Below are 18,047 nucleotides of genomic sequence, written 5' to 3' on the forward strand. Positions count from 1 at the left end.
TTTATGTTATGTGACAATTGTAAAGAGAGAGAATCAGTTATTTCTTATACAAAGATAAATGATAATGAAATTGAAGAGGTGCATCTATGCGAGGTTTGCGCTGAAGAGAAATTAAAAAAGGAGTTTCAAGGGTATAAGAATATTATTCCACAACTAGAAAATGCTCTTAAAAATATATTTAAGTTTACTGCCAATTATTATGATGAAGAAGATATAGCTTGTGAATTTTGTGGAACTAAATTTTCAGAATTGAAAAATACTGGAACTTTAGGATGCCCAAAGTGCTATGAATCTTTTGGCGAAGAAATAAAGAAATATTTAAAAACAATTAATATAGATTTTAGATATAGAGGAAAGATACCTAAGAATGCAGAATCTTATATAATTTACAACAGAAAGTTAGATGATTTAAAATCTAAACTAGAACTTGCAATTAATTTGGAAGAGTATGAAAAAGCTGCAGAGTTAAGAGATGAAATAAAAAAATTAAAGGAAGATGTAAGTGTCTAAAATTATTTTAGGAAACAAGATAAAGTTATACAGAAATATACATGGCAAGAAGTTTGTTAATAAGATGAATGAGGATGAATTAAAAGGAAACTTGGATTTTTTAGATCCTATTATTCAAAAACAAGGATATAAAAAAACTGAAATAGAAAGTGCATCTTCGCTAAAAAAATTAGAATATATTGAAGAAGGAAGATTTAGTAAAAATTTTGTTGATGGTAAGAATATTGGATTCTATGAAAAAGAAGATTTTCCTGATATTTTAGTTAATTCTGAGGAACATATTGAAATTTCTAAATTTTCGAGGACTGATTCTATTGATGATTTGTATAAAGAAATTGATGATTTGGAATCTGAACTAGAAGATGATATTGATTTTTCTTTTGATTCAAATTTTGGGTATTTAAGTTCAAACGTCTTAAATTCTGGCACTGGATTTAAACCAATTACTATAATGTATTTGCCGGCAATAAATTATTTTGGAATAAATGAAATGGCAAGAGGACTTTCAAGACTTGGATATGTTTTAGGTTCTTATAGAGATAGTTCTAATAGAGCCTTGGCAAGTATCTATACTTTGTCTTTTGAATCCACTTTTGGAGAAGAAGAAAAGTCTTATATAGAAAAATTAAAAGTTATAACAAAAGAAATTTCAGATGTTGAAATGGAAAATAGGAAAAAACTTTATTTAGATCATATTATTACTCTTGAGGATATGGTAAATAGATCCTTTGGAGTTCTTGCAAATGCAAGAGTTTTATCGGAAGAAGAGATGATGCAGTCCATGAGTATGATTAATCTTGGAATTGAGCTTTCAATATTAAAATCAAAGAAAGATTTTGATTTTTATGATGAGATTATGAAACTTAGAAATGGACATTTGCAAATTGAGAGAGGCTCGATTTTAGACCTGAAGTCTAGAGATATTTTAAGGGCAAATAAATCGAGAGCTCTCATGAAGGAGGTTTTCAAATGAGTATGTTTGGTAGATTTAGTGAGAAGTCCCAAAAAGCTATTTTATTTGCACAACAGGAGGCAAGAGAGCAAAAACATTCATATATAGGGTCTGAGCACATCCTTCTTGGAATTATCAGAGAAGGGACTGACAATGGAGCTCATATACTTTCAAAGTTGGGAATTGATTATAAAAAGGCAAAGGAAGCGACTCTTGATATAGTTAGTAGTGGTCAAGGTCCTGTTGTTTCAAGTATAGCATATACGCCTAGAACTAAGAGAATATTTGAATTAGCATTTGACATTTCAAAGGATTTGGGAGAAGTTACAGTTTCAACAGAACATCTTTTGCTTGGAATTTTGCGTGAAGGACAAGGTGTTGCTATATTAGTTTTAAAAAGACTTGGTATAGATATAATGAGTCTTGAAAATGATATTTTAAATAATATGGAAGATTATGATGATTATGAAGAGGATTTAGGATTTTCTTCTGAAGAACTTGAAAAATATACTACGAATCTAAACAAAAAAGCTGAAGAAGGAAAAATTGATCCAGTCATAGGTAGAGATAAAGAGATAAAAAGAATTATTCAAGTTTTATCTAGGAGAACTAAAAATAATCCTGTTTTAATTGGAGAACCTGGTGTTGGTAAGACTGCCATAGCAGAAGGACTTGCTGCAGAAATTGTGGCAGGAAATGTTCCAGAAGTTATGAAAAATAAAGTTATTTTAACTTTAGATATTTCTGCTCTTATTGCAGGTTCAAAATATAGAGGAGATTTTGAAGAAAGACTTAAGAATGTAACAAATGAAGCCAGCAAAAATAAAAATATAATTTTATTTATTGATGAAATGCACGTTATTATTGGGGCAGGTTCAGCAGAAGGTTCTTTGGATGCTTCAAATATTTTAAAGCCAATGCTAACTAAGTCAATTTTACAAGTCATTGGTGCCACAACAATTTCTGAATATAGACAAAAAATTGAAAAGGATACTGCCTTTGAAAGAAGACTTATGCCAATTATGGTAGATGAGCCAAGTGTATCTGATTCTATAAAAATTTTAGAAGGGCTAAAGGATATATATGAAGAGCATCATCATGTTATTATACCAAAGGAAACTATAGAAGCTGCTGTAAAATATTCTGATAGATATTTAAATGATAGATTTTTACCTGATAAAGCTATTGATTTAATTGATGAAGCAAGTTCTAAATTAAAAATTGAATCTTTTAAAGTTCCAGAATTTGAAGATGAGTTTAGAGAAGAACTTCAAGAAATTGAAAATAAAAAATCAGAAGCTGTAAAAAATCAAGATTATGAACTTGCTGCTAATTTAAGAGATGAGCAAAGAAAAGTTGAAGAAAAATATAAAGAAGAAATAGAAAAGTTTAAAGAAAAAGAATCTAAAAAGGAAGTTACACCTGATCTCATTGCAAATATTGTTTCAGAGTGGTCAAAAGTTCCAGTTACAGATATGACTGAAGAAGAAACAGAAAAGTTAAGAGATTTGGACAAAAAACTTTTAGAAGATGTAAAGGGACAAGATGATGCTGTAAAAACTCTTGCTAAAGCAATTAAACGTTCAAGAATTGGACTTAAAGATCCAAATAAACCAATTGGCTCTTTTATTTTTGTTGGGCCAACAGGTGTGGGTAAAACTTTCTTGGCAAAAAGTCTTGCTAAAAATTTATTTGGAAGGGAAGAAAATATGATCAGATTTGATATGTCTGAATATATGGAAAAGTTTACGGTATCAAGACTTGTTGGATCTCCTCCTGGATATGTTGGATATGATGAGGGTGGAGAATTAACTGAAGCAGTGAGAACTAATCCTTATTCAGTAATATTACTTGATGAGATTGAAAAAGCTCATCCAGATATTTTCAACATACTTTTGCAAATTTTAGACGAAGGAAGACTTACTGATTCAAAGGGCAGGACAGTTAGTTTTAAAGATACGGTTATAATTATGACTTCTAATGCTGGTGCAAATTTACTTGCTAAAAATTCAGTGCTCGGTTTTTCTACTTCTGATTCATCTGAAAAGAAAAGTGAATTTGAGAATATGAAAAATATTATAAATGAGTCTTTAAAGGAAAAGTTTAGACCAGAATTTTTAAATAGAGTTGACGATGTAGTAATATTTAAAACTTTAGAAAAGACTGAAATAAAAGAAATTGTTAATAATATGCTTATAGATTTAAATGTAAGATTATCTGAAATGGGAATTAAATCAAGTTATACAAATAAATTAATTAATTTCTTAGTTGAAGAAGGTTATGATAAAGTATTTGGAGCAAGACCACTTAAAAGGACTATTACAAAATTAATTGAAGATAAGGTTGCTGATGAATATTTAGAGGGAAATATAAAATCAGGCGATGAAATATCAGTAGATGTCAAGTACAAAAAAATTCAGATAAATAAAGTAAAGAGGAATAAAAAATCTAAAAATGAAAAAGAAAATAGTGTATCAGTGCAGTAAATGCGGATATATTTCACAAGGATTTTTTGGCAAATGCCCAAACTGTAATTCTTGGAATACCCTAGAAGAAAAAGAAGATGAGAAAGATTCAGTTAGAAATAAAAAAATAAAAAAAGATGCTCTTAAATTAAAGTCTGTTAAGTCTTCTTCAGATGAAAGAGTTGTAACAAGTATTGAGGAGTTTAATAGAGTCATGGGCGGTGGAATTGTCCATGATTCTGTTAGTATTTTGACTGCAAAGCCTGGATCAGGTAAATCAACTTTACTTATGCAAGTTGCAAATGATCTTGCAGAGAAGGGAATAAGAGTGCTTTATGCCTCTGGAGAAGAGTCTGAAACTCAAATAAAAATGCGAGCTGAAAGAATTTTGAATAAACTTTCAGATAATATTTGGGTTTATTCTGTAAATTCTCTAAATTCAGTGTTAGATCAAGTTGAAAAGATTGACCCTCAGTTTATAATTATTGATTCAATACAAACATTTACTCTCGATGAGTTTTCCCAAAGGCCTGGTACACCAACTCAAACTATGGAATGTGCTTATAAGATGACTGAAGTTGCAAAAAATATAGATAAACCTAGGATGGTTTTTTTAGTGGGACAAATGACAAAACAAGATGAACTTGCTGGAGTTAGAAGTCTAGAACATTTAGTGGATACAGTCTTATTAATTGAAGGGGATTCTTCAGAAGATTTGAGATCTCTTATGGCTACAAAGAATAGATATGGTTCTACTGGAGAAATTGGATTTTTTTCTATGACAGAAAAAGGAATGATTTCAATTGACAATCCTTCTGAATATTTTATGACAAAAAGAGCAACAAATGAACAAGTTGCAGGGTCATCACTTTCAGTGATAAGAGAGGGAACAAGACCAATTATACTTGAAACTGAGGCTTTGGCATCAAAAACTTTTTTGCCATATCCATCTAGAATTTCTGAATGTATAAGACGAGAACATTTGAATACTTTAGTTTCGATTTTAGAAGAAAGAGCAGGAATTAAATTCTTAGATAAGAATATTGTAGTTAAATCCACAGGTGGAATAAAATTAAAAGAACAAGCATCAAATTTATCTGTAATGGTATCTATTGTATCATCAACTTTTAATAAGCCAGTTGAGTCTAACACAGTTTTTGTTGCAGACGTTGGCCTTACAGGAGAACTTAAAAATATTCCAGCTCTAGATATTAGACTTAGAGAAGCTGAGAGAATGGGTTTTAGAAAAGCTTATATTTCTAAATATGCAAATGTAAAAAAAGAAAATTATAAAAATTTACAAATTATACAAGTATCAAATATTTCTGAATTAATTCAAAAGATTTTTTAAGCTAAAAAAAGATCTGTTGTAGAAAAAAAACTATAACAGATCTTTTTTATTAAAATTATTAAAGTTCTTTAGATTTGGCTATAATTATTGAAACTAAGAGCCCAATTAGCATTGGGAAAACCCATCCTAATCCAAATTGTTGAAGTGGAAAAGATTCTAAAGTTTGACCAAATTTTCCAAGAAGTTCCTTTTCTTGAAGTACAAATAAAAAACCAAAAATTAGTGAAACTAATGAAGGGATTTTAAAAACTATATCATCTTTTATTTTTTCATTGAATAATCCTAAAAGCACAATTGTCATAGTACAAGGATAGAGAACTTCAAGTATTGGAGCGGATATATTTATAATTTGGTTAACTCCAAGCATAGAAATTATACAAGATACAATTGAACAGATAATTACAACAGCCTCATAGGAAATTTTTCCTTTACTTAAATCGTGGAAGAAATTTCCGGTAGCAGATATTAATCCAATTGCAGTTGTAAGGCATGCAAGAGCAGTTATAATTCCTAAAATATAAACACCAACGCCACCTAAAGTTGTATTCGTGATGTCTACAAGAAGACTAGTTTTATCAGTACTCACATCATAAATTCCAAGTGTAGAAGTTTGTGCACCTAAGTATAGAAGTCCTCCGTAAATAAGTGCTAAAAACACAGCAGCAATTATACCAGATAGTATAGTTGCTTTTATTTCCGTTTTTTGTGAAGAATAATTTCTTGTTTTTACAGCATTTATAACTACAAGTGCAAACATGCATCCAGCTAAAGCATCCATAGTTTGATATCCATCAGTGATACCTCTTTGCAAAACATTATCTATCATTGAAGTTTCAGAAATTTTTCCTATTGGACTTATAATTCCTTTTATGATAAGTATTATCATGCAAATAAGTAAAGATGGAGTCAAAAATGTGCCAATGATGTCAACTACTTTACTTGACCTAATACTTAAAAGAAAAACTACGATAAAAAATATTACAGAAAATAAATATCTATTAACAGATTCTCCAAAAATTGGAAGGATTCCAACTTCATAAGTAGTAGCAGCAGTTCTTGGTGTTGCCAAAAAAGGTCCAATACATAAAATAATAGCAGTTGAAATAATAATTGCAAAAGTTTTATTGATTCTTGATGCCAAGGCATTTAAATTACCATCATATTTAGAAAGAGCAATAATTGCTAGAAGTCCAAGACCTGCATCTGTTATTGTAAATCCCAAAAATCCAACCCACCATTGGTGACCTGATATTAAACCTAAGTAAGGTGGAAAGATTAAATTGCCGGCTCCAAAAAACATTGCAAAAAGTGCAAAGCCAATTACAAATAAATCTTTCGCACGAATTTCTTTGTTCATCTTTTTACCTCCATTTAGTTATTTTTAACATTCTACCACATTTAAAGAGAATTTGACACACTAAAATATTGATTACTATTAAAAATTTTGATAATATTTTTATAATGAAAGGAAGGTATTAATGGATTACAAGAAATTAGTTGATTGGTTAGAAAACAGAAATATACCTCTTGGTGAATTTACTACTGATAATATTAGGACACTTTTGAAATTTTTTCAAAAACCTCAAGATAAATTAAATATTATTCACATAACAGGAACTAATGGGAAGGGTTCAGTTGCAAGTTTTATATCATCTTCTTTAAAAGAAAATGATTATAAAGTTGGTAAATTTACATCTCCTTATATTACAAATATTTGTGAAGAAATAGAAATAAATGGTGAAGAAATTTCAGAGAAGGATTTTGCAAAAATAGCAGAGGAAGTAAAAGAAAAAGTTGAATTATTAGATAAGAAAAAAATTTTTGTAAGTGGATTTGAAATACTAACTACAATTGCATATATTTATTTTGTAAGAAAAGACGTTGATTTTGCTATAATGGAAGTTGGAATGGGCGGTAGAGTTGATGCCACTAATGTAATGAAAAAATCAATTCCAGTTTTTGCTCATATTTCTCTTGATCATGCAAACATATTAGGAGATACAGTTGGAAAAATTGCCCGCGAGAAGGGGGGAATAATAAAAGAAAATTCAAATGTGTTTAGTTACCCCCAAGATCAGAAAGCAAAGGAAGAACTTCAAAAAATATGTAGAGAAAAAAATTCTATTTTTAATGAATTCAAAGAAAATGAAATTGAAATTTTAAGTTCTGATGAGTTTGGAAGTAAATTTAACTTTAGAGATTATAAAAATGTAGAAATAAGTTTAGTTGGAGAGCATCAAGTTTACAATGCATCTCTTGCTTTAATGGTTCTAGATTCATTAAAAGAAAAATATAATTTAAATGATGAAAAAATAAAATTGGGTATAAAAAAAGCAAAAAATTTAGGTAGAATCGAATGTCTTTCAAAAAACCCACTAATTGTTATTGATGGCTCGCATAATTTAGATTCAATTGAAAAATTGGTAGAAAATATAAAAAAGTTTAAGTACAATAAGTTAATTTTAGGATTTAGTCTTTTAAAAGATAAGGACCATTTGAATATATTAAAGAAAGTTGAGAATATTGCAGATAAAATAGTTCTGACAGAGATAGATAATGAAAGATTTACAGATGTAGAATCTCTTTATAGTGAATTTGAAAAGATTTCAGATAAAGAAGTATTTGCTATTAAAAATAGAGGAGAGGCAGTGAAAAAAACTTTTGAAATTGCAGAAAAAGGAGATTTAATTCTTTGGTGTGGTTCACTTTATTTGATAAAAGACATAAGAAAAATAATTTTGGATGAAATAAATTAGCTTAAAAATATAAGTATGTTTATTATATTGCTTTAAAATTGACAAAAGTTTGTAAAATATTAAATTTGTGATAATATGTAAAAGTTAAGTTAAATGCAAATGAAAAATTAAGGAGAATTCATGAATAAAAAAACAATTAGCATAATATTTGCCTATGTAGGAGTTCTAACAGGAGCAGGACTAGCCAGTGGCCAAGAAATTATGCAGTATTTTACATCTTTTGGAAAGTCAGGATTTTTTGGATTAGTTGGCATTGCCATACTTCACATATTTGTTGGTGGAATTATTTTGCAACTTGGAAGTCATTTTATAGCAAAAAGTCATATTGATGTACTAGAAGAAGTTTCTAGAAAATCATTTACAAAGTTTATGGATTTTTCACTAATTCTAAATTGCTTTTTAATGGGATTTGTAATGCTTGCAGGAGCAGGTTCAAATCTTAATCAACAATTTGGATTAGAGCCATGGGTAGGTTCATTAATATGTACAATTTTAATTATTGTAGTTGGTATGCTTGATTTCGATAAAGTGACTAAAGTCATTGGATCTTTCACTCCATTAGTATTAGTATTCACATTAATTGGTGCGATTTTTACAATTGTAAATTCGAATCCAAATTTTGAAAATTTAGATGCTATATGTAAAAGTGTAAGTTCACCACTTCCAAATGTAGTATTATCTACTATAAATTACTTTGGACTTTGCATGATAAGCAGCGTTTCTATGGCATTTGTATTAGGCGGTAGCAAAACAGATTCCTCTCAAGCAAGAGTTGGAGGAATGTTAGGCGGTGCTTTAGTATCAATCCTAACTGGACTTGTTGGAATTACACTTTTTCTTTCAATTAACGACGTAAAAGATGCAGACATTCCAATGCAAATTATACTAAATAAAGTCAATCCCTATATGGGAATAGCAATGTCTTTTATTATTTTTGGGATGATATTTAACACATCTATTTCGCTTTTTTATTCAGCTGCTAGAAGGCTTTCGTTAACAGAAGAAAAGTTCAAAAGAAATTTAATTATATTTACTCTTTTAGGTTTTGGTCTTTCTTTTTTCGGATTTAAAAAATTAATGTCAATTTTATATCCTATACTTGGATATTTAGGTCTTGTTCTAATAATTATTCTTGTAATAGAATGGTCAAAAGAAAGAGATGAAATAAAGCATGAGAATAAAAAGAGGTCTAAGATAAGTGATTTAACTAGAAAAAAGTTAGATGATGATGAAAATTTTGGTAAAAAGGAGAAAGAAAAATTAGACAAGCTTGCAGAATCTTCAATAATAGATAATGAAAAAATAAAGAAAGCTGTAAAAGAAGAACTTGAAGAGGAAAAAAATAGTTAAAATATAAAAAATAAAAAGCGGGCTATAGTTTATAAAAAAGAATTATAGTCCGTCTTTTTTTGATTTCAAAGTTTTACTTAATTACAGATTTTTATCTTAAAATCTGTAAAAATACAAATATTATTATTTTTTAGTAATTTTATTATAGTCGAAGAAAGCTTATAATTTTTAAATTATTAAATCTAATTAAAGTACTTCTAGTGCCTGTTTTATATCTCTTATTATATCTTCTGCATCTTCTATACCAACGCTCAATCTAATTAAATCAGGTTTTACTCCTGCTTGTAAAAGTTCTTCATCATTCATTTGTCGGTGAGTTGTACTTGCAGGATGAAGTACACAGGTTCTTGAATCAGCAACATGAGTTACAACTGATGCAAGTTTTAAGTTGTCCATAAATTTTGTAGCTACATCTCTACCACCTTTTACTCCAAAGGAAATTACACCACAAGATCCATCTGGAAGATATTTTTGAGCCAATTTATATTGTGAATCATTTTCTAAACCAGAGAAAGAAACCCAAGAAATTTTTTCGCTTTTTTCCAAGAATCTAGCAACAACAAGGGCATTTTCAAAATGTTTTGGCATTCTTAGATGAAGTGTTTCAAGTCCAATTCCTAAATAAAAAGAATTTTGAGGAGATGGAATACTTCCAAGATCTCTCATTAATGTTGTAGTCATTTTTGTAATGTATGAAGCTTTTCCAAAAGTTTCAGTGTAAGTGACTCCATGATAAGTTTCATCTGGTTCAGTTAGTCCAGGATATTTTTCTTTATATTTTGACCAATCAAAATTGCCAGAATCTATTACTGCTCCACCAACTGAATTTGCAAAACCGTTCATATATTTTGTAGTAGAGTGAGTTACAATATCAGCACCCCATTCAATAGGTCTTAAAAATATTGGTGTAGGGAAAGTATTGTCCACAATAAGAGGAACTCCATGTTCATGTGCTGCCTTTGCAAAAGTTTCTATGTCTAAAACTTTTAATGATGGATTGGAAAGAGTTTCTCCAAATACAGCTTTTGTATTTTCTTTAAATTCTTTATTTAAATCTTCTAGAGAAATGTTTGGATCAACAAAAGTTGATTCAATTCCCATATCCTTCATAGTGTGGGCAATTAAATTGTAAGAGCCACCATAAATTGCTGAAGAAGAAATAATGTGGTCGCCTGATTTTAAAATATTTAAAAGTGCATAAAAGTTTGCGGCTTGTCCTGAAGATGTCAAAATTCCTGCAACTCCGCCTTCAAGTGCTACGATTTTATTTGCAACTGCGTCATTTGTTGGGTTTGCAAGTCTTGTGTAAAAATAACCGGATTCTTTTAGATCAAATAAATTTCCCATTTGTTCTGATGAATCGTATTTAAAAGTTGTAGATTGAATTATTGGAAGAACTCTTGGTTCTCCATTTTTAGGTTCATATCCTGCTTGAACACATATTGTTCCTAAATTTTTCTTTGTCATAGTTTTCCTCCTAAAGTTTAATTATAAAACTATATCGGCATCTCAAAGAGGATTAAAAAAATATTTAAGGTGAAAAATTTTATTGAAATAAAAAAAGCTTCCGTCCAACAAAGGACGAAAGCTAAACTTCGTGTTACCACCTTTTTTTATTATTTTATCGCTAAAATAACCTCATAGAGTACCAACATACTCCGAACGCTATAACAGGCGTACCTATCGCAGTCTAAACAAAAGTCTCGGTGCGAAGACTCCAAGGCCATGTTCCAAAGTATCCATTTCGATTTCTCTCACCAAACGAAACCTCTCTGTAGAAACTTTTACAATGTACTCTCCTCTTCAAAGTCTATGATTGGATTATAAATAAGTTTTTAAAATTTGTCAAGCCTAAATATAAAATATGAATTTTAAAAATTTATCTAAGATTATAATGTTATAATTGTTTTATAGATAATAAAAGAAGTGAGATTATGGAAAAGATTTTAATTATTGAAGATGACAAGAATTTAAATAGAGGGCTTTCAATTGCTTTAAAAGAAAGTTATGATGTAGAGTCTGTTTTTACAGTTGCAGATGCGAAAAATTTTTTAAATGAAGTTCATTTGATTTTGCTTGATTTAAATTTACCTGATGGAGATGGGCTCGAATTTATAAGATATATGAGGACATTTTCAAGTACACCTATTATTGTTTTGTCTGCAATTGATTTTGAAACACATATAATATCTGCAATTAATTTTGGCGCAGACGATTATATGACAAAGCCATTTTCTCTGGGAATTTTACAGGCAAAGATTGCAAGATTAATAGAGAAAAATAAGACTTTTGACGAAAAAGTTTATAGCAAGAAATCTCTTTATTTTGACTTTTCTAAAAACATTTTTATGAAAGATAATAAGAAAATTGAATTTACTCCAATAGAAAGAAGTTTAATTTATTACTTAATTATAAATGAAAATATAATAATCGCTAAGGAAATTTTAGTTGAAAAAATATGGGATAGTGATTTTAATTTTGTAGATGAAAATACTCTTAGTGTGAATATTAGTAGAATCAGATCAAAATTAAAACCATTAAATCCCATAGAAACTATATTTGGAGTTGGTTACAAGTGGAAATTTTGATTGTTATTTTAATGTTTACAGTTTTATTTTTAACCTTTGATGACTTAAAACTTAGAAGAGAATTAAAAGACTTCTCTAAGTTTATTGACGATATTGAAGGTGATAATTTTGATTTTTTTGGATTTGATGAAAAAGAAATTTCAAAATTAAAGAGCAAAGTGCTTAAATTTTTAAGAGCAAATGCAGTTCGGGAAAGTAGAATTAATGATGAAAAAGAAAAAACTAATAAATTGATTTCTGATATTTCACATCAGACAAAAACACCAATAGCAAATTTAGTTTTGTATAATAATTTAATGAAAAAAGAAAATAAACTTGAGTATATGGAAATCATGGATGAAGAGTTGAGGAAATTAGAATTTTTAATTGAAAGTTTAGTTAAGTCTTCGAGGCTTGAGTCAAATATTATAAATTTGTGCAAGAGGGAAGAGGATTTTGCTAATTTGGTTGCAGAGGTCATAGATGAATTAAAAGCTTTTACTGATGAAAAAAATTTAAAAATTAATTTTTATTTTGAAGAGTTAAGGTTAAATGTCGACAAGAGATGGATGAAGGAAGCTATACACAATTTAATTGAAAATGCGATTAAATATACACCAGAAAATTCTGAAATTGATATAAAAATTTATAAATCCTATTTAAATTATAATCTTGATATAGAAAATTATTGTGATAAATTAAATGAAGATGATAGTGCAAAAATTTTTGGAAGATTTTACAGAGGAAAAAATTCAATTGGAAAAGATGGACTTGGTCTTGGGCTTTTTATCACAAGAGAAATAATTGAAAAACAAGGTGGAACTATAAAGTCGATATTAGATAGTAATAAAATAAAATTTGAAGTGGACTTCCCTTTGTGAGAAGTCTTTTTTCTTACAATTTTGTAAGAAATTTTGAAAGAGTTTTGTAAGAAATGGTTGCTAGAATAAAAGTGAGGTGAAATATGTTAAAGGTAGAAAATTTAAAGAGATATTATGAAAAAAATAAAGTGATCACAAAGGCATTAGATGGAGTTTCTTTTGAAGTTAAAAATGGTGAATTTATTTCTATAATTGGGGCATCAGGTTCAGGTAAATCGACACTACTTCATTTAATTGGGGGACTTGATTATCCTACAAGTGGAAAAGTTTTTATTGATGATGTAGATATTTATAATTTAAAAGATGACGAGAGAACAATTTTTAGAAGAAGAAATATTGGTTTTGTATTTCAAAATTATAACTTACTTCCAATGATGAATGTTTATGAAAATATCGTTTTGCCATTTGGACTTGATGGAGAAAAGATTGATGAAAATTATGTTGATTATGTAATTAATATTTTGGAGATAAAAGATCAAATTTATAAAATGCCAAATGAACTTTCAGGAGGGCAACAGCAAAGAGTGGCAATTGCAAGGGCACTAGTTACTAAACCATCAGTTATTTTGGCAGATGAGCCTACAGGAAACCTTGATTCAAAGTCGTCTTCACAAGTTGTATTCCTTCTTAAAAAAATAAACAAAGAACTAGGAAATACAATTTTAATGATTACTCATGATGATGAAGTAGCTCAATCGGCGGAAAAAATTTTAAGAATTGAAGATGGTAAGTTGTTATGAAAGTAAATAATAAAAGTTTTATAAGAAAAATTGCGAAGAATATTTTGAAGGAAAATAAGATTAGAAGAAATATATTAATGATTGCTATTATCTTAACTTCAATTTTATTTACAACTATCTTTGCAGTCGTATTTGGAATTTTAAAGAGCATGGAATTTGAAACTATGAAATCTGTTGGCACAATTAGCCATGGATCTTTTAAAAATTTAAGAGATGAAGATATAAAAATTATTTCAAAAAATTCTGATATAAAAAATTATTCTATTAGGACTAAAGTTGGAATAATTGATGATAATAAAATTATGGCAGAAATTTCAAATCAAGATGATTTGGGATTTAAATGGGATTTAATAGAAAATGTAGAGGGTAGACCTCCTAAAAATTTTAAAGAGATCTTTGCAGATAAAAATACCTTGAAAAAATTGGGATATAAAGGGGAAATTGGAGAAAAAATAAAATTAAATTATGAAATTTTAGAACCTAATAGATTTGAAGTATTGGAGAAAAAATCTGATGAGTTTATAGTTTCGGGAATTTTTGAAAATTCTATTGATTCAAATGTTGGTGTTGGACAATTTTATGTTTCAAAAGATTACGCAGATTCATTAAATTTGCCGAGCAACTCAAAAGATATGCAAGTTATGTTAAAAAATTCTTTTAGAATAAGAGAAAAACTTACAAAAATTGCAAATAATTGTGGATATAATGTTGTGAATGATATGTCAGATGATAATAAAAAGGAATTAAAAATTGGTGTAAATTTTGCATATTTTTCTAATGATGATAATTTTGATTATAAAATATTTTTGCCAATCTTATTCTTTGTTTTTATTGTATTTTTATCAGGATATTTAATAATAAATAATATTTTTGAGATTTCAATTAATGAAGATATTAAATTTTATGGACTTTTAAAAACTATTGGAATGACAAGAGAACAGACCAAAGAACTTGTAAAATTACAGGGTGTCATTTTATTAGTTCCTTCTGTTGTAATTGGGAATTTAGCGGGATTTTTGTTAGGAAAAATTATTTTGAAAAAAGTTTTTGAAAATAATTTTATGTTAGCAAGTATAAATTTTGATTTAAAAATTTATTTATTGGTAATAATTTTTTCAATTTTATTTTCAGTTATTACAGTTCTTATTTCTTCAAATAGACCTGCAAAAAAAGCTGAGAAGATAAGTCCAATAGAAGCAAGCAGAAGTGCAGAGAATGTGAAAATAAAAAATATAAAAAGTAAGAATATTTCTATTAATAAACTTGTAAGAAGGCAGATTTTTTCAAACAAGTTTCGATTTGTTTCCATAATTTTATCAATGGCACTTTCATCAATTATTTTAAATAGTGTTATTTCATACACAAGTAACATAAATATAAAAAAAGGACTTTCTGATGTAATAATTACTGATTATAATGTTGCGACTCCTAGATATTTTAGATATATGTATTATGATAGTGAGGGTAAGTTAGATAAAAAATATATTGAAGAGATTAAAAATGAAGAGGGTTATATTGGCGGAGGTTTAATATATTCAGCTGGAAGTGAAATCAATTATCCTAAAATAAAAATAGAAAAGAAAAAACTTTCTCCAATAGTATTTGGAATTGATGATTATTTAATCGAAAAGGAAAACTTTGTTGAAGGAGAATTTGACAAAGAGAAATGGAATAGTGGAAATTATGCATTAATAGGGGAACTTGAAAATAAAAAATCTAAATGTAAAGTCGGGGACGAGATTAAATTAAATTATTCGGGAAATGAAATTATTTTAAAAGTAATGGGAAAGATGAATTACAATTTTGCCAATGGACTTAGATATTTCTTAATAATAGGAGAGGATGGAACATCAGAGATAACTGAGAAAAATAAAAAGTTAGAAGAATTATATGTATATATTTCTCCAGAAAATTATAAAAATTTTATGAAAAATAATAATATAATGAGTTTTGGATTTGATGTGAAAGAGTCAGATAAGAAGAAATTTAATTCACTATTAAGCAGTTTGGAAAATAATCCAGATTTTTCGTATGATTCAAGAGATAGGCAGATAAATTCCTTTGAAAATATGAAAAATTTAGTAGAGTTTGTTGGTTTAAGTATTTCGTCAATTTTATTTTTAATATCAATTTTAAATTTTATAAATATTATTTCTACAGAAATTTTGAAGAATAAAATTAATCTTTCGATTTTAGAATCTATTGGTATGACTAGTAGAGATATTGAAAAATATCTGATTAAAAAAAGTTTTATTTACTCTATTAGTTCCTTTGTATTTTCAATTATTTTAATGATTTTAATTGACTCTTTTATTCTGAGATATTTATTCAACTCTTTTAATTGGGCTGAATATAAATTTACTATAATGCCACTTGTTATAGTAAATATAGCAAATATATTAATCGGAGTTTTATTTACAATATATTTTTATAAGAAGAATACAAAAGAATCGTTAGTTGATAGAATAAGAGATTTATAAATTATTTAGCCGGAGCATTGCTTCGGTTTATTTATTTTTAGTATTTAAAAATATTATAAATTTATAATTTTGATTAAAAATTTCACATAAATCTTTATTAGATTTCACAATATAATTTTATACTAAATTAATAAATTGAAAAATAAAGATTTTCTAAAAAAAGTCTTTGCATAATATAAAAATCTATGATATAGTAAAATATTTTACTTTCTAAAAATTGTTTGATATACTAATAATAGGGACAATAGGAGGTAAAATATGTTTAATATTGGTGATAAGATTGTATATCCTATGCATGGTGCAGGTGAAATAATTGCGATAGAGGAAAGAGAAATTCTTGGCAATGTTCACAAATACTACATAATGCGTCTTCCAATTAACGAACTTAAGGTTATGGTACCTGTAAAAAATGCAGAAGAAATAGGAGTAAGAGAAATTTCTGATACAGAAACTATGGAAAATATATTAGAAGTGCTTTCTTCTGATGAAAAAGTTTCTATGCCCAAAAATTGGAACAGGAGATATAGATTTAATTTGGGAAAAATTAAATCAGGAGATTTGATAGAAATTGCTCATGTTATAAAATGCTTAGAAAGTTTGGATAGCAAAAAATCCTTATCGACAGGAGAAAGAAAAATTTTGACAGAAGCAAGGCAAATTATTATTTCAGAAATGGCACTTGTTTTTGATAAAGAGGTGGAAGAAGTAACTAAATTAGTTGATAATGCCATTTTTGGTTAAGGAGGGATTTTTATTAGCAAGAACCAAAGAATTGTGTCCAGAATATTTAAAGTGCTATTTACTTTATTGGGAGCATTATTAGGTGTTTTTGTAGTATCGATTTTATCAGAAATTGAATTTGTAAAGAACATTGGAAGTCAAAGATTTGTTACAGCAATAAATACTGTTGTTATATTATCATTTGGATTTATATTTTTTTTACTATCTTCAAAAGTTTTTAAGGCTTTGGAAGATCTTTTGGCTTTTTGGGAAAGACGAATTCAAAAGAAATCTATTACAGAAATTATCCTTGGTGCGGTAGGCCTTATTCTTGGACTTATAATAGCGTTTTTAATTTCTCAACCTATATACAAGATTCCAATTCCCTATGTAGGTGCAATAATTTCTATACTTTTATATGGAATGCTTGGATATTTAGGTCTAAGTATTGGAATGTCTAACAGGGACACTATTTCAGAAAAGGTAAAAGATTTAAATTCTTTGGCAGTTAAAAGAAATAATAAAGCCAAAGAAGTTATAAAAACAGGTGAAGGCATTCCAAAAGTACTCGATACTTCTGTTATTATTGATGGAAGGATTTTAGATATTGCTAAGATTGGATTTATTGAAGGACCTCTTGTTGTTCCAGTTTTTGTTTTAGAAGAACTTCAACATATTGCAGATTCTGCTGATGGTTTAAAGAGAAATCGAGGTAGAAGAGGACTCGATACAGTTGCAGAAATACAAGCGCTTAAAAATGTGGAAGTTATTATATATAAAGGAAAAATAGAAGAAATTCCAGAAGTTGATTCGAAACTTTTAAAACTTGCGACTGATTTAGGTGGGAAGATTGTTACTAATGATTTTAATTTAAATAAAGTTGCTAAAGTACAAAATTTAGAAGTTTTAAATGTAAATGAACTTGCAAATGCGGTTAAACCACTATATCTTCCAGGCGAAGAAATGAATATTTTAATTGTTAAGGAAGGTAAAGAACAAAATCAAGGTCTTGCTTATTTAGATGACGGAACTATGATTGTTGTTGAAGATGCAAAGGACTTTATTGGTCAAAGTGTAAGTGTTATTGTAACAAGTGCACTTCAAACTTCTGCAGGTAAAATGATTTTTGCAAAATTAAAATATTAATTTAATGACTCTGTGCAATATAAATTTGTGCAGAGTTTTTTATAAATAATTTTTATTCTTAATAGTATAGTACTTTATAATTAAGTTTTTATTACAAATGTAAAAAGGCTTTGAGAAAAGTTTTCACAT

At 28.1% G+C, this 18,047-nt stretch carries 14 protein-coding genes and 1 other annotated feature; of the genes, 12 read left to right on the plus strand and 2 right to left on the minus strand.

Going from position 1 to position 18,047, the window contains the following annotated elements:
* The first annotated feature begins 3 nt into the window (after positions 1-3).
* From RH95_RS00525 to radA, 4 genes are read left to right on the plus strand one after another with little or no spacing between them, the layout of a single operon-like run.
* On the plus strand, positions 4-510 hold the full coding sequence (locus tag RH95_RS00525) for a UvrB/UvrC motif-containing protein (protein WP_010242216.1): 507 nt from the start codon (positions 4-6) through the stop codon (positions 508-510).
* Positions 503-1,483 (plus strand): ATP--guanido phosphotransferase, encoded by a 981-nt coding sequence (locus RH95_RS00530; protein WP_010242217.1) that lies wholly within the window; start codon positions 503-505, stop codon positions 1,481-1,483. The genes RH95_RS00525 and RH95_RS00530 overlap by 8 nt, the downstream gene beginning before the upstream one ends.
* Positions 1,480-3,948, plus strand: coding sequence for an ATP-dependent Clp protease ATP-binding subunit (locus RH95_RS00535; RefSeq protein ID WP_010242218.1), 2,469 nt, complete (start codon positions 1,480-1,482; stop codon positions 3,946-3,948). The genes RH95_RS00530 and RH95_RS00535 overlap by 4 nt, the downstream gene beginning before the upstream one ends.
* Positions 3,917-5,278, plus strand: a complete 1,362-nt coding sequence (gene radA, locus RH95_RS00540) for a DNA repair protein RadA (RefSeq protein ID WP_010242220.1) — start codon at positions 3,917-3,919, stop codon at positions 5,276-5,278. Before RH95_RS00535 ends, radA begins: the two co-directional genes overlap by 32 nt.
* 58 nt (positions 5,279-5,336) lie before the next feature.
* Here the strand turns inward: radA and brnQ are convergent, their stop codons facing one another.
* Positions 5,337-6,635, minus strand: a complete 1,299-nt coding sequence (gene brnQ, locus RH95_RS00545; RefSeq protein ID WP_010242222.1) for a branched-chain amino acid transport system II carrier protein — start codon at positions 6,633-6,635, stop codon at positions 5,337-5,339.
* Between the two features lie 121 nt (positions 6,636-6,756).
* Between brnQ and RH95_RS00550 the strand changes: the two genes are divergently transcribed.
* Both RH95_RS00550 and RH95_RS00555 read left to right on the plus strand, forming a co-directional pair.
* Positions 6,757-8,034 (plus strand): bifunctional folylpolyglutamate synthase/dihydrofolate synthase, encoded by a 1,278-nt coding sequence (locus tag RH95_RS00550; RefSeq protein WP_010242223.1) that lies wholly within the window; start codon positions 6,757-6,759, stop codon positions 8,032-8,034.
* Positions 8,035-8,154: 120 nt separating this feature from the next.
* Positions 8,155-9,384, plus strand: a complete 1,230-nt coding sequence (locus RH95_RS00555) for a YkvI family membrane protein (protein WP_010242225.1) — start codon at positions 8,155-8,157, stop codon at positions 9,382-9,384.
* A gap of 186 nt (positions 9,385-9,570) precedes the next feature.
* On the opposite strand, the gene RH95_RS00560 is transcribed toward RH95_RS00555, so the two are convergent.
* Positions 9,571-10,851, minus strand: coding sequence for an O-acetylhomoserine aminocarboxypropyltransferase/cysteine synthase family protein (locus tag RH95_RS00560; RefSeq protein ID WP_010242226.1), 1,281 nt, complete (start codon positions 10,849-10,851; stop codon positions 9,571-9,573).
* A gap of 107 nt (positions 10,852-10,958) precedes the next feature.
* Positions 10,959-11,200 (minus strand) — a binding site (T-box leader).
* A 118-nt stretch (positions 11,201-11,318) separates the two neighbouring features.
* On the opposite strand from RH95_RS00560, the gene RH95_RS00565 reads away from it, so the two are divergent.
* The 6 genes from RH95_RS00565 (at position 11,319) to RH95_RS00590 (ending at position 17,918) form a co-directional block, all read left to right on the plus strand.
* Positions 11,319-11,972: a response regulator transcription factor gene (locus tag RH95_RS00565; protein ID WP_010242228.1), complete on the plus strand. Its 654-nt coding sequence runs from the start codon at positions 11,319-11,321 to the stop codon at positions 11,970-11,972.
* Complete coding sequence (locus RH95_RS00570; protein ID WP_010242230.1) at positions 11,960-12,832, plus strand: sensor histidine kinase; 873 nt, start codon at positions 11,960-11,962, stop codon at positions 12,830-12,832. The genes RH95_RS00565 and RH95_RS00570 overlap by 13 nt, the downstream gene beginning before the upstream one ends.
* An 83-nt stretch (positions 12,833-12,915) precedes the next feature.
* A complete protein-coding gene (locus RH95_RS00575; RefSeq protein ID WP_010242231.1) occupies positions 12,916-13,572 on the plus strand; it encodes an ABC transporter ATP-binding protein in 657 nt (218 codons plus the stop codon).
* A complete protein-coding gene (locus RH95_RS00580; protein ID WP_010242233.1) occupies positions 13,569-16,052 on the plus strand; it encodes an ABC transporter permease in 2,484 nt (827 codons plus the stop codon). Before RH95_RS00575 ends, RH95_RS00580 begins: the two co-directional genes overlap by 4 nt.
* A 258-nt stretch (positions 16,053-16,310) precedes the next feature.
* A complete protein-coding gene (locus tag RH95_RS00585; RefSeq protein WP_010242236.1) occupies positions 16,311-16,793 on the plus strand; it encodes a CarD family transcriptional regulator in 483 nt (160 codons plus the stop codon).
* A gap of 33 nt (positions 16,794-16,826) precedes the next feature.
* Positions 16,827-17,918: a PIN/TRAM domain-containing protein gene (locus RH95_RS00590; protein WP_026038546.1), complete on the plus strand. Its 1,092-nt coding sequence runs from the start codon at positions 16,827-16,829 to the stop codon at positions 17,916-17,918.
* Positions 17,919-18,047: the final 129 nt, after the last annotated feature.

Source organism: Peptoniphilus rhinitidis 1-13 (assembly GCF_000246925.1).
Taxonomy (GTDB): domain Bacteria; phylum Bacillota; class Clostridia; order Tissierellales; family Peptoniphilaceae; genus Peptoniphilus_A; species Peptoniphilus_A lacydonensis.